The 12,042-nt window shown below is 72.1% G+C and carries 13 protein-coding genes and 1 tRNA gene; 4 read left to right on the top strand and 10 right to left on the bottom strand.

Annotated elements, in window-relative coordinates; genetic code table 11:
- Positions 1-115: 115 nt before the first annotated feature.
- Positions 116-586: a MarR family winged helix-turn-helix transcriptional regulator gene (locus tag ACTHMS_RS06195; protein WP_440305801.1), complete on the bottom strand. Its 471-nt coding sequence runs from the start codon at positions 584-586 to the stop codon at positions 116-118.
- Positions 587-639: 53 nt separating this feature from the next.
- Between ACTHMS_RS06195 and ACTHMS_RS06190 the strand changes: the two genes are divergently transcribed.
- Positions 640-1,056: a DUF5313 family protein gene (locus ACTHMS_RS06190; RefSeq protein WP_440305800.1), complete on the top strand. Its 417-nt coding sequence runs from the start codon at positions 640-642 to the stop codon at positions 1,054-1,056.
- A 1-nt stretch (position 1,057) separates the two neighbouring features.
- On the opposite strand, the gene ACTHMS_RS06185 is transcribed toward ACTHMS_RS06190, so the two are convergent.
- A complete protein-coding gene (locus tag ACTHMS_RS06185; protein ID WP_440305799.1) occupies positions 1,058-1,207 on the bottom strand; it encodes a hypothetical protein in 150 nt (49 codons plus the stop codon).
- Between the two features lie 184 nt (positions 1,208-1,391).
- On the opposite strand from ACTHMS_RS06185, the gene ACTHMS_RS06180 reads away from it, so the two are divergent.
- Complete coding sequence (locus ACTHMS_RS06180; RefSeq protein ID WP_440305798.1) at positions 1,392-1,994, top strand: 1-acyl-sn-glycerol-3-phosphate acyltransferase; 603 nt, start codon at positions 1,392-1,394, stop codon at positions 1,992-1,994.
- Between the two features lie 15 nt (positions 1,995-2,009).
- Here the strand turns inward: ACTHMS_RS06180 and ACTHMS_RS06175 are convergent, their stop codons facing one another.
- Genes ACTHMS_RS06175 through ACTHMS_RS06150 form a run of 6 tightly spaced genes read right to left on the bottom strand, consistent with a single transcriptional unit; the run spans position 2,010 to position 7,944 of the window.
- Positions 2,010-2,723, bottom strand: coding sequence for a lysostaphin resistance A-like protein (locus tag ACTHMS_RS06175; RefSeq protein WP_440305797.1), 714 nt, complete (start codon positions 2,721-2,723; stop codon positions 2,010-2,012).
- A 34-nt stretch (positions 2,724-2,757) separates the two neighbouring features.
- Positions 2,758-3,654 carry an NAD(P)H-binding protein gene (locus ACTHMS_RS06170; protein WP_440305796.1) on the bottom strand — a complete coding sequence of 299 codons (897 nt, stop codon included), beginning with the start codon at positions 3,652-3,654 and terminating at the stop codon, positions 2,758-2,760.
- A gap of 46 nt (positions 3,655-3,700) precedes the next feature.
- Complete coding sequence (locus tag ACTHMS_RS06165; protein ID WP_440305795.1) at positions 3,701-5,053, bottom strand: cytochrome P450; 1,353 nt, start codon at positions 5,051-5,053, stop codon at positions 3,701-3,703.
- 57 nt (positions 5,054-5,110) lie between these two features.
- The gene (locus ACTHMS_RS06160; protein ID WP_440305794.1) at positions 5,111-6,388 is read right to left on the bottom strand and encodes a chloride channel protein; all 1,278 of its coding nucleotides are present in this window, start codon (positions 6,386-6,388) and stop codon (positions 5,111-5,113) included.
- Positions 6,385-6,861, bottom strand: a complete 477-nt coding sequence (locus ACTHMS_RS06155; protein WP_440305793.1) for a MarR family winged helix-turn-helix transcriptional regulator — start codon at positions 6,859-6,861, stop codon at positions 6,385-6,387. Before ACTHMS_RS06155 ends, ACTHMS_RS06160 begins: the two co-directional genes overlap by 4 nt.
- A gap of 57 nt (positions 6,862-6,918) precedes the next feature.
- The gene (locus ACTHMS_RS06150; protein WP_440305792.1) at positions 6,919-7,944 is read right to left on the bottom strand and encodes an LLM class F420-dependent oxidoreductase; all 1,026 of its coding nucleotides are present in this window, start codon (positions 7,942-7,944) and stop codon (positions 6,919-6,921) included.
- A gap of 115 nt (positions 7,945-8,059) precedes the next feature.
- On the opposite strand from ACTHMS_RS06150, the gene ACTHMS_RS06145 reads away from it, so the two are divergent.
- Positions 8,060-9,049 carry a helix-turn-helix domain-containing protein gene (locus ACTHMS_RS06145; RefSeq protein WP_440305791.1) on the top strand — a complete coding sequence of 330 codons (990 nt, stop codon included), beginning with the start codon at positions 8,060-8,062 and terminating at the stop codon, positions 9,047-9,049.
- A 3-nt stretch (positions 9,050-9,052) separates the two neighbouring features.
- Here ACTHMS_RS06145 and ACTHMS_RS06140 read toward each other — a convergent pair whose 3' ends face one another.
- Together ACTHMS_RS06140 and ACTHMS_RS06135 are read right to left on the bottom strand one after the other, a co-directional pair.
- Positions 9,053-9,934, bottom strand: coding sequence for a hypothetical protein (locus ACTHMS_RS06140; RefSeq protein WP_440305790.1), 882 nt, complete (start codon positions 9,932-9,934; stop codon positions 9,053-9,055).
- Between the two features lie 88 nt (positions 9,935-10,022).
- On the bottom strand, positions 10,023-11,183 hold the full coding sequence (locus tag ACTHMS_RS06135) for a hypothetical protein (protein WP_440305789.1): 1,161 nt from the start codon (positions 11,181-11,183) through the stop codon (positions 10,023-10,025).
- Between the two features lie 194 nt (positions 11,184-11,377).
- Here ACTHMS_RS06135 and ACTHMS_RS06130 point away from each other — a divergent pair.
- Positions 11,378-11,454 (top strand) — tRNA-Ile (locus ACTHMS_RS06130).
- Positions 11,455-12,042 lie beyond the last annotated feature (588 nt).

Below are 12,042 nucleotides of genomic sequence, written 5' to 3'. Positions count from 1 at the left end.
CCATACGGCCCCAAACAAAACCTGAAGCTCGCCTTTTTTTTTTTTTTGCCCCACACCCCTGTTTTGCTCCCTTTTCCCCACCCCTTTTTGGGGGGGGGGGGGGTGCACCCGCGACTCACTCAGCGGCAGCGGCGGCCGCGATGACGGCGTGGAGCACGGCGTTGAGGTGCTCGAGGTCGCTGACCGGCAGCCCGAGCTTCGCGATGATCTGCGCCGGCACCCGCTCGGCCTTGCGGCGCAGGGCCCGTCCGGCGGGCGTGAGCGTGACGGCGAGCAGCCGCTCGTCCGCGGCGTCCCGCGCGCGGGTGACCAGTCCGGCGGCCTCGAGGCGCTTCAGCAGCGGCGAGAGCGTGCCCGGATCGAGTGCCAGGGTCGACGCGAGGTCGCGCAGCGAGCGCGGGTCGTCGGCCCAGAGCGCCAGCATCACCAGGTACTGCGGGTGGGTGAGGCCGAGCGGCTCGAGCACGGGCCGGTAGAGCGCGACCACCTCGCGGGTGGCGACGGCGAGGGCGAAGCAGACCTGTCGGTCGAGGGCGAGCGGGTCGTCGTCGGTCGTGGCGCGGGGTGTCGCGTCCGTGGTGGTCACGGCGTGAGCATACCAATGGTTGGTGCCCCAACTATTGGCGTACAGTGAACGGCGTGGACGACGTGCGGCGGCCGAACCCGCTCCTCTGGCTGCGGTACACCTTCACCGGCAGCCTTCCCCCCAGCTACGCCGGATGGGTGCTGCACGATGCCAGTACGGGCACGTGGTGGCTGCGGCACGTCGTCCGCTTCCTCGTCCAAGTGCTGCCGGTGGCCGTGCTCGCCGTGCTGCTGGTGCCGGCCTCGTGGCCGATCAAGATCGGCGTGGCGCTCATGGGCGTCGTCGGCACCGCGCTGTTCGCGCTCGGCTACGTCGTCGAGGGCGCCGAGCGCCGCATCGAGAAGGCCGGCTATCGCTACGGCCTCGCCACCGAGATCCGCCAGCAGCGTGCGCTGGACAACCAGCGCGCCACCGCCGAGCGCAACCGCGCCCGGCGGGAGGCGCGGCTCGCGAAGCGCAGCGGGCGGTGAGTCAGCGCGAGCGGTACAGGCGGGTGCAGCCGCAGCGGTCGCAGCAGATCGGGTCGCTGCGATCGGTCCACGAGTGGCCGCGCTGACGGCACTGGTGCTCGCGGCGCGACCACGCGATGCGGTCGGCGATGTGATGCCTGATCCTGCTCATGGTCGGACCTCCTCCGACGCCGAAGAACGTGACGGCCCCGCCGAGCCCGCCGCCCCGGTGCTTCCGGGGTGGAGGAGAACGCGCTCCTTATCGGTGATACCCGTCACGTCTTGACCGGTCGGCCGCACGCTGTCTGCGCCCTGTCCGCGATCTGTCCGATCGCCCGACGTGCGAGGCTGGGCCGATGAGGCGTTGGCTGGTGCGTTCGCTGCTGTTCGTGAGCCGCTACAAGATGGTCGGCCGGACGGACGAGCGGGTCGGGATCTTCATCGGCGCCCCGCACACGTCCAACTGGGACTTCGTCATCGGCCTGATGGTCATGTGGCACAACGACCTCCCGTTCCGCGTGCTGGTCAAGCAGGAGTGGTTCGTCGGGCCGATCGGCTGGGTGATGCGTCGCCTCGGCGGCATCCCGGTCGACCGCGACAACCCCACCGGCCTGGTGCGCGACCTGGTGCGTGAGGCGCGCGAGGGCGACAAGCCGTTCGTGCTCGTCGTCGCCGCCGAGGGCACCCGCAAGCAGGGGGAGTACTGGAAGTCGGGCTTCTACCGCATCGCGCGGCTGGCCAAGCTGCCGCTCATCCCCGGCTTCGTCGACCACGACACCCGCACGATGGGCGTCGGCCCGACGATCTGGCCGACGCGCGACGTGCGCGCCGACATGGACGCGATCCGCGCCTTCTACGCCGACAAGGGCGGCGTCAAGCCGGCGAACAAGACCACGCCACGGCTGCGCGAGGAGGACAAGCCGGCCAAGGGCGAACGGGCGGCCGAGGTCACGCCCTGACCCCTTTCGGGCTCGCTAGGTGAGCAGCGGCGGCAGCACCAGCAGCATCACCGTCGACCACACCACGTGGGTGATCATCGGCCCGAGGATGCCGCCGGACGCCCGCCGCTGCAGGCCGAACAGCGTGCCCATCAGCACCGCGGCGAAGACGAGCATCGGGTTCAGCGTGGCGATGGTGGCGAGCGCGTAGATCACCGTCGAGACGACGACGGCGTGCTTGCGGCCGATGGCGGCGAACAGCGCGCCGCGGAAGAACACCTCTTCGGCCAGGCCGTTGGCGAGCGTCACCACCAGCACGAGCGCGGTGTTGCCGGCGCTGGCGTGATGGAGCACGTCGGCGACGATCCGGCGCAGCGGGCCGATCTGGCGCACGATCAGCGCGCCGACGACGAAGGTCGCGGCGGCGAGCGCCCCGAGGATGAGTGACGCCATCACCGGACGCCGCAGCCGCCCGTCGTGCCAGGTGATCCAGCCGAGATGCAACGGGCCGGACAGCAGCCCGCCGACCACCCAGACCACGGCCACCGAGGCGGTGAGCGGGTAGAAGGCGACGTCGCCGGGCTTCGTCGACAGCGAGATGCCGAGCAGCGCGGCCCCGACGACGAGGGTGATCGCCGAGACGATTCGGCGCCGCCGGAAGGCGGCGTCGGTCTCGGTGTGGTCGCGCGGCACCTTCTCGACGAGCGCGTCGAGGAAGGCGCGGCGCACGCGGGTGACGACGTCGGTCACGGGCCACCGCCGACGCCGCGCCGCACTGCCGGGTTCACTGCGCGGCGCGGGCCGCGAGGGCCCGGCGCACCGCCTCGTCGTAGCCGAGCGGGGCACCCGGGACGATCGTGCGGATCGCGTCGTCGTGCGCGATCACCTCGGTGCTCATCGAGTCGATGAGGTTGCGCGCGGTCATCACGTCGACGTTCGTGACCAGCGCGAGCCAGCGCGACGACAGCCGGGGGGTCAGCAGCGGCACGCCGACGATCGGCAGCGGACGACCGCGCAGCCGGGCCACGCGCTGCAGCATGTCGACGTAGCGCAGCACCTCGGGACCGCCGATGTCGAAGGTACGCCCGAGCGCGTCCGGGTGCCCGAGGACGCCGACGAGGTAGCGCACCACGTCGTCCAGCGCGATCGGCTGGGTGCGGGTCTGCACCCACCGCGGGGTCACCATCGCCGGCAGGTGGTCGACGAGCTGGCGGGTGATCTCCCACGAGATGCCGCCGTGCCCCACGACGACGGCCGCGCGCAGCACGGTGACCGGCACCCCGCCGTCGCGCAGCAGCCGCTCGACCTCGCGCCGCGAGCGCAGGTGCGGCGACAATTCGGTGTTGTCATCGCCGAGCCCGCCCAGGTACACGATCTGCTGCAGCCCGGCCGCCTTCGCGGCCTGCGCGAAGATGCGCGCGGCCTTCGCGTCCTTCTCCTCGAAGTCGGCGGACGCGAGCGAGTGCACCAGGTAGTAGGCGGCGTCGCAGCCCTCGAGCGCGGCGGCGATGCTCTCGGCGTCGAGGACGTCACCGCGCACGGCCGTGCCCGCACCGACGTAGCGCTCGGGGTGCCGGGTCATCGCGCGAACGTCGTGCCCGGCGCGGTCGAGGGCCGTCGCGAGGTGCGACCCGATGAAGCCGGACGCGCCGGTGACGAGGACGGTGCTGGGGGTACTCACCCGTCCATCCTGCCCGTCCAGCGTCGTGCCGCGCTGGCCGACGCTGTCAGGCGACCGTGACGGGCAGCTCCTCGAGCCCGTAGACGAACGACAGGTCGCGGTAGCGCAGCTGGTCGGCGGGCACGGCGAGCTTCAGCTCCGGGAAGCGCCGGGCGAGGGCCGGGTAGGCGACGCGCAGCTCCATCCGGGCGAGCTCGGCGCCGACGCAGCGGTGCAGCCCGTGCCCGAAGGCGAGATGCGACATCGCCGGGCGGTCGATGTCGACTGCCTCGAAGTCGGGCCCGGTGCCGCTGTGCTTGCGCGGGTCGCGGTTGGCGGCGCTCAGCGACGGCAGCACCACGTCACCCTCGAACAGTTGCTGACCGCCGATCTCGACGTCGCGCACGGCGAAGCGGGGGAAGCCGACCTGCACCACGGTGAGGTGCCGCAGCAGTTCCTCGGCGAACGGCTCGGCCGCGGCGTCGTCGTCGCGCAGCCGCTGGGCGAGGTCGGGGCGCTGCAGCAGCACCACGGCGCCGAGGGCGAGCATGCTCACGGTCGTCTCGAGCCCGCCGGTGAGCACGCCGTCGGCCAGGCCGGCGAGGGTGACGTCGTCGATCTCGTCGCCGTGCTCGCGCAGGATCTGCCCGATCAGCCCCGTGCCGGGCTCGACCCGTTGCTGCTCGACGATGCGCTGCAGCAGCTTGATGGCCTCCTGGATGACGTCGAACGAGTGCGTGACGCCGTCCTCGAAGTGGAACCGCGCGGCCGACAGGCGCTGGAACTCGGCGCGCTCGGTCTCGGGCACGCCGAGCAGTTCCATGATCACGCGCGACGGGATCTGCAGCGCGAAGAGCCGCTGCAGGTCGATGGTCGCGCCGCCGGCCCCCTCGCGGGCCATGTCGTCGAGCGCCTCGTCGATGATCTCGCGCACCCGCGCCTCGCGGGCGGCCACCGCGCGGGTGGTGAAGTGCGGCTGCAGCAGTTGCCGCAGCTTCGTGTGGTGCGGCGGGTCGGCGAAGCCGAGGCCGCCGGGGTCGTCCTCGGCGGCGATGCCGACCTTGCCGATCATGTTGCCGAAGTCGTTGCTGAAGGTGCTCGGGTCGGCGGCGAGCACGGCGCGGTTCTCGTCGTACCCCGTGACCAGCCAGCCGCGCAGCCCCAGCGGCATCTTCATGCGGCTCACCGGCTGCCGGTCGCGCAGCGCACTGAGTGCAGGCACAGGGTCGAGGCCGTTCCGGCGCAGCGGCAGCAGTGCCTCGTCGGGGAAGCGGGCCAGCAGCGACGCGGGGTCGGAGTGGCCGCCGGGCAGCTTCATCAGCAGCCCCAGCAGCCGGCGCCGCAGCCGGCTGGCCGCCTTCGCCCGCCGCACCTTCCAGTCGCGCCTGCTCGCTTGCCCGCGCACCGCCGTCCCGGTCATCGCGGCACCCCCCTCGTCGTCGCGGCCCATGCTAGAGAGGCTTTGTGACATCTCCGGTCACGCCACCGCCGCCGGGGCGTCCGGGTGGCGACGGTCGCGCCTGCCCGACAGGAATCGCCTCGCGGCCGGTATGAGACGGGCCGCGACCACCGCCGTCGCGGTACACAGCACGATGGGCGCGGCCATGGCCACCGGTGCATGGGTGAAGTCGAGGGTGAGCACGACCGCGGTGATCGGCGCGCGCTGGGCGCTCGCGAGCACGCCGGCGGCACCGGCGACTGCCAGGGCGGCGGCATCGGCCGGCCAGAGGTGCGACCAGACCTCTCCGAACGCGAGGCCGAGCGCCGCGCCGGTGGCGAACGACGGCGTCAGCAGGCCGCCGATCGCGCCGCTGCGTAGGCACAGCGCGGTGGCCGCAGGCTTGAGCAGCACGAGGACGCAGGCCAGCCCCAGCGACACCGACCCGTTGAAGCAGAGCTCGGCGAGGTTCTTGCCGTTGCCGAGCAACTGCGGGTAGGCGATGGCCGTCGCCCCGAGTGCGGCGAAGGCCACCGGCATGACCACGGCGGCCCGCCACCCCGACGGGGCATGTTCGCGTGCCGCCGTCATGACCGCCCGGAACACGGTGCCGACGACCGCGGACACGATGCCGAGCGGGACCGCCGCCACGAGCACGCTCGCCGTGAGTCTCAGCCCTGGGACGTGGTATGTCGGCGAGTCGCCGAGCACCGGCCAAGCGATCACCGTGGCGAGCGCGCACGCCGCGATGGTCGGCAGCACCGCGGCGCGGCGACGGCTCGTGATCAGCAACTCGAGGGCGAAGGCCGCCCCGCCGAGAGGAACGTTGTAGACGGCGGCGAGCGCCGCGCCCGCGCCGATGGCCAGCAGCATCCGTCGCTGGTCGACGGTCACCCCCGTGCGCCGTCCGACCAGGTCGGCCAGGGCGGCACCGACCTGGCGGGGTGCTCCCTCGCGTCCCAGTGATGCCCCGGCACCGACGGCCACGATCTGCAGCACGGCGTCGCTCGTGGTGGCACCCGCCGCGAGCCTCGGGTCGCGGAGGCCGAGTGCGTGCGTGACCGAGACGTTCTCGCGGGTGCGCCGCCGATACAGCCACCACCCGGCGCCCGCGAGCGCACCGCCCGCCGCAACGGCGACGACGCGTCGCCATGCCGGCGCCCGTTCGACGCCGGTCAGGAAGGTGGCCTCGGTGTAGCCGAAGGCGACGTGCTGGACGGCGTGCAGCAGCAGGGTGAGCGTGACACCGGCGAGCCCGGACGCGACGCCGGTGCCGATCACGGCGATCAGCAGGCGGATCGCGCCACGGCCGGTCATCGTCGAGGCGTCTCGTCGGGGTTCGCCTGCTCCTCGAGACGCTCGACCAGGCGCAGCAGTGCGGGCAGCGCGTTCCCGATCGCACGCCGGTCGGCCGCCGGCAGCGCGTCGAGCGCACCGGCGATGCGGCGGCTGTTCGCCTCGAGCCAGTGCTGCAGGTGCTCGCGTCCGGCATCGGTCAGCGTCAACACGGTCGCGCGCCGATCGGCCGGATCGGCACCGCGCTCGACCAGGCCGCCCTGCACCATCTGCTGCACCAGGGTGCTCACCGTGTTGGCGGCCAGCCGGTGCCGGGCGGCCAGGTCGCCGAGCCGCAGACCGGGCTCGTCGGCGAGCCGTTGCAGCAGTTCGACCTGCGCCATGGGCAGGCGCTCCCACGGGATCTCGCTGCGCACGCTCGACCGCAGCGTCCGGCGCAGCCGCGTGACGATCTCGGCCAGCGGCCAGGCGTCGTCTCCGTGTCGGCTCGTCACCCTGCCAGAATAGCTCTGCCACAGAACTGTTCCGTGGCAGAGCCACTCAGGCGACGGTCAGCCGAGCGCCTCGGCGATCGACGGCAGCTGCGACGGGTGGGCCTGGATCAGCAGTGAGGTGAGGCAGGTCTGCTCCCACCGCTGCTTCTCGTCCTTGATCTTGGCCAGCGGGCCGATGAGGGCGATGTCCTCGACGAGCGCCGTGGGGATCACCGCCCGTGCCTCGTCCTTGCGCCCGGCGAGGTAGAGCTCCTGGATCTTGGCCACCTCGGCCTCGTAGCCCATGCGGGCGAACAGGTCGGCGTGGAAGTTCATGGTCTTCGCGCCCATGCCGCCGATGTAGAGCGCCAGCGACGGGCGCACGAAGTCGGCGGCCTCCTCGATGTCGTCGTGCACGATCACCGGGACGAAGCTCGAGATCTCGAAGTCGTCGGCGGTGCGCCGGGCCCCCGGACGGGCGAAGCCCTCGGCCAGGTTGGCCCGGTAGTGCGCGTCCATGCCGGGGGAGAAGAACATTGGCAGCCAGCCGTCGGCGATCTCGGCCGCGAGCGCGACGTTCTTCGGTCCCTCGGCCGCGAGCAGGATCGGCAGGTCGGCCCGCAACGGGTGCACGATCGACTTCAACGGCTTGCCGAGGCCGGTGCCGCCGGGATAGGGCAGCGGGTAGTGCTCGCCCTGGTGGGTCACCGGTTCGTCCCGCGCCAGGATCTTCCGCACGATCTCGATGTACTCCCGCGTGCGGGCCAGCGGCTTGGGATACGGCTGGCCGTACCAGCCCTCGACGACCTGCGGGCCGGACGCGCCGAGCCCGAGCACGAAGCGTCCGCCACTGAGGTGGTCGAGCGTCATCGCGGCCATCGCCGTGGCGGCCGGGCTGCGGGCCGACATCTGCAGGATGTTGGTGCCGAGGCGCACCGACGAGGTGCGCGAGCCCCACCAGGCCAGCGGGGTGAGGCAGTCCGAGCCGTAGGCCTCCGCCGTCCAGATCGAGTCGAAGCCGAGCGACTCGCAGAGGGCGATCGTCTCGGTGATGCCCTCCGGCGGGCCTGCCGACCAGTAACCGGTGTGGTAGCCGAGCTTCACGCGCTGCCTCCGCAAGTGGAACGTGTTGCAGCACTGTAACCCCCGCCGCTCACGGTTGCGGCAGGGCGAACCGAGCCATAGGTTCGCCGCAGAACATCCGTGCCGGGAGGGTGTCGTGTCCGAGGCCACGCTGCGGTACGACCTTCCGCCTCCGGGCGCGGTCGCGTGGCTCGACCTCTCGAGCGACAACCCGGACACATGGTCCGGACGGTCACGCACCGGGCCGCTGGGGATGCAGATCGCGCCGCTGCGGCAGGTGCACGCGCCGTACTTCTTTAAGGGCGCCCGACTTCGGGCATTGCGGTCGATCTGGACGGCGTCGACGGTGAGCGGCGCGGAACTGCACCGGCCCGCACGGCAGCCGACGCCACCCTCGCTCGAGAACAACGTCAACCTGCTGGCGCGGGTCGAGCGCGGCGGCACCGTGTTCGCGCCGACCGGCCCGACCGACGGCGGCGTGCTGCGGTTCTTCGAGCCGGAGGCGCAGCTGTCCGAGCGCTTCCTGACCAACACGCACCTGTTCACGCTCAGCGTGCCGGCCGCGGCGCTGGGGCTCGAGCAGACCGCGATGCACGACCTGCTGGACGAGACCTTCGACCTCACCCCCATGCAGATCAACCTGCTCGACTCGGCGGTCAGCCTGCTGGTGCCCGGCACGACCGATTTCAGCACCAGCACGGCGATGGTCGGCATCGACCGCTACCTCGCCGCGCTCGCCGGCCTGCTGCTGCGCACATGCGCGCGCCGCGCACCGGCGGAACTCGCGCAGATGGAACTGATCCGCGCCCGAACCGACGCGATCATCTTCGAGCAGGCTGCCGACCCGACCCTGACGCCCGCCACCATCGCGGCGGAGCTGTCGATCTCGCTGCGCCAGCTCTACCGGGCGTTCAGCGGCATGGACAGCCCGGCCACCCGCATCCGGCGCCGCCGCCTCGAGCGGGCCGCCGAGCTGCTCACCGCCGCGTCCGGCATCGGTCAGGTCGAGAAGGTCGCGATCGACTGCGGCTTCACCTCGGCCGAGTACTTCTCGCGCGCGTTCCGCAAGGAGTTCGGGCTGTCGCCGCGCGCCTACCGGTCGGCGCATCGCGAGGGCGTGCACTGACGGTCAGCGTCTGGCCTTCGCGAGGGCGGTGCGGCGCTGTTTCTGCTGCTGCTTCGCGGCGCTGACCAGCTCGGCCGCGTCGCGGGCCGCCGCCTTGGCGTCGGCGAACGACTGCTCGGCCTCGTCCAACCGGCGCTGTGCCTCGCGCAGCCGCTGCTCGGCGTCGCGGTGGCGCAGCCGCGCGGCGGCGAGGGAGGCCTGTCGCTCGGTGACCTCGTCGTCGGCCTCCGACTTCCCCTGCTCGGCGGCGGCGAGCGTCGCGTCGGCGGTGCGCAGATCGGCCTCCGCCGCGCGGATGACCTCGGCCCGCAGGTCGCGTTCCTCGTCGTCATCCGGAGGCGCTTCTGGTGCCGGCTGTGGCCGCTTCGTCCTGCTCGGCGCCTTAATGGCGCGCCCGCCGGGCACGACCGTGAGCACCGGCGCGGCGCCCCCGAAGCCGCCGAAGCCCGACCAGCGCTCGGCCTTGGTGAGCCGGCCGAGCTGGGCGGTCACGTCCGGGTCGGCGATGGCGGCCTGCACCGTGCCGGTGACGTCATCGCGCAGCGCCGCGGCCGGATCGGCAATGCCGGCCCGTTGGAACGCGGTGCGCGCGAGCTCGTCGACCAGGCCGCGCTGCTCGACCGAGAGCGCCCGGATGCGCTGCGGGTCGACCTGCGCATGGGCGTCGCGCAGCCGCTCGCCGAGATCGGTGAGGCGCGCGCGGGTGTCGCCGTCGGCGAGCTGGTTGACGATCCACGCCGCGACCGTGGGCTTGCGGGCGGCGCCGATCCGCTTCGCGGCCGCCGCGTCGCCCGCCTGCTTCGCCTCGGCGGCGAGCTGCGCGCGCAGGGCGGTGAACTCGTCTGGACGCACCCGGTAGAGCGCGTCGAACGGGTCGTCGGCCACCCGCCCATCGTGCCGTGCGCGCGACGGCAGCGGGACGCCCGGCTCCTGGCAGGGGTCGGTCAGGAGCCGGGCGTCCGCGTCGGACCGGTCAGACCAGGACGCCGCTGGTGACCGTGATCGTCGTGTACGCCGAAGCGGGCGCGAAGATCTGGTCACCGGAGTACGCGACGTCGATCCGGTCGCTGCGGCCCAGCGGAGCCGGGCCGGTCGGGGTGTAGCTCACCGCGCACTGGGTGACGTTGTTGACGCGCGTCGGGCTGCACGACGCCGGGGTGAACACGCCCGACGGCGACGAGAACGTGACCGTGCCGGTCGGGTAGTACGTGCTCGGGCCCGTGGTGTTCGGCCAGAGCGACCCCGGCTGGCCGGTGAACGTGCAGGTGGTGGTGCGTCCGGTGATCACCCGGTTCGGCGAGCAGGTCACCGCGATGACCGGGTTCTCGCGGGGCACGACCGAGACCGTCGTCGATGCCGTCGTCGGCGCGAAGACGTGGTCGCCCGAGTATGCCGCGCTGATCGAGTCGGTGCGGTTCGCCGATCCAGGTCCGGACGGTGTGTAGCTGACGGTGCACTGCGCGACGTTGTTGGCCGCCGTCAGCGTGCAGGACGCGGGGGAGAAGCCGCCGCCCGCGCCGGAGAACGTCACCGTGCCGGTCGGGGTGAACGTGCCGCCGATCGGGGTGGTGTCGCCCTGGATCAGCTGCGCCGTCTGCGCCGTGAAGATGCAGGCGGTCGTGTTCGACTCGTACACGCGGTTCGGTGTGCAGGTCACGGCCACGACGGGCTGCTGGCGGGCCCGCACGCCGACGGTGGTGAAGGTGCTCGCGGCCTGGAAGTACTGGTCACCCGCGTAGCCGGCCGTGACCGTGTCGACGCGCGTGTCCGAACCCGCGCCCGCGGGCGCGTACGTCACCGAGCACTGGCTGACGTTGTTGACCGTGGAGAGAGTGCAGCTTGCGGGGGTGAAGCTGCCGTTCCCGCTGAAGGTCACGACACCGGACGGTGTCACGACGGGCGACGCCGTGTCGTTGGTGTAGAGCGGCGACGGCTGGCCGGTGACCGTGCACGTCGTCGTGTTCGTCTCGAGCAACTGGCCGGGCGAACAGTTCACGGACAGTCCGGGCACCAGCCCGTTGACGGCGGCTTCGGCCGACGGGGCGACGACCGCGGCGGCGGTCAGCGTCAGGGCGGTGGCGACGCCGATGCGGAGCGATCGGCGGACGCGTGGTCGTGGTGGTGGGATCTTCATACTGCCCCCATTCGAGTGATGACGACCGGAAGTTCCCATTGGCTCGGAGGCGCCGCAAATCGAGGCACGGATTGTCAGGAACCGGTGCGTGAGTGGTCCTGCAGTGCGCAGGATCGGCCGTGTTCCCGCGGCCTCCGGGCTGACGTCGGACGCGTGGCTAGGCTGATCGGCGGCACGCGGGCACCGGGTGTCTCGGGGCGGTAGCTCAGCTGGTCAGAGCAGGGGACTCATAATCTCCGGGTCGCGGGTTCGAGCCCCGCCCGCCCCACCAAAGCGTTGGAGTGATTGGTCCCTGTGGGCCAGCGCTGGTCGTTGAGCTGCCCGCCGGGCAGTCGGTCGTCCAGCCTGCCGTGCGAGCGGCTGGGTTTGTGGCCGCGTCTGGCGACGACTCAGCGCGCACATCGCTTGCGAAGCATGGGATTGTGCCTTCGTCACCGTCGACGGAATGCCGCTCTGGCCAACGCCAACCAGGCATGGCTACGCGCACGGCGAGCCGTCGCGTCCAGACTTGTCGACAATGCCATCGACATGCTCGACGGTTGGTTCAGCTCTGGGCGAGGGGTCGGGTGAGAACGGGGACAGCGCCAGAGGAACCCGCTTCGACGCCGCCCCGCTCCGGGTGACCGGAGCGTGGAGTTCGCCGGCAACGGTCGCCCGCGATGACGAGCGGGTTGTGGCCATCAGACCCGATGTTCCTGCTCTCTCGAGGGGGAACACCGGGCGCGATGCTGAGCGAGTAGACCCGTCCCCCCCGACCGAGCCCCGGCCCCGGAGCTTTCGCTGGCCGCCGGCCGACCCGAGGATCAGGGTAGACCGATTCCGGTCCCCGTGCCGATTTCGCCGGAAGCAATGTTCTCTG

Origin of the sequence: Jatrophihabitans sp., from assembly GCF_051960575.1 — a bacterium.
Lineage (GTDB): Bacteria > Actinomycetota > Actinomycetes > Mycobacteriales > Jatrophihabitantaceae > JBQCEE01.
Note: the sequence above shows the minus strand (reverse complement) of the source record. Positions and strands in the feature narration are given on the sequence as shown.

Coding starts and splice junctions, on each gene's coding strand:
- ACTHMS_RS06165 (WP_440305795.1), bottom strand. CDS start 5,053: ATGACCGGGACGGCGGTGCGCGGGCAAGCGAGCAGGCGCGACTGGAAG.
- ACTHMS_RS06160 (WP_440305794.1), bottom strand. CDS start 6,388: ATGACCGGCCGTGGCGCGATCCGCCTGCTGATCGCCGTGATCGGCACC.
- ACTHMS_RS06135 (WP_440305789.1), bottom strand. CDS start 11,183: ATGAAGATCCCACCACCACGACCACGCGTCCGCCGATCGCTCCGCATC.
- ACTHMS_RS06185 (WP_440305799.1), bottom strand. CDS start 1,207: ATGAGCAGGATCAGGCATCACATCGCCGACCGCATCGCGTGGTCGCGC.
- ACTHMS_RS06180 (WP_440305798.1), top strand. CDS start 1,392: ATGAGGCGTTGGCTGGTGCGTTCGCTGCTGTTCGTGAGCCGCTACAAG.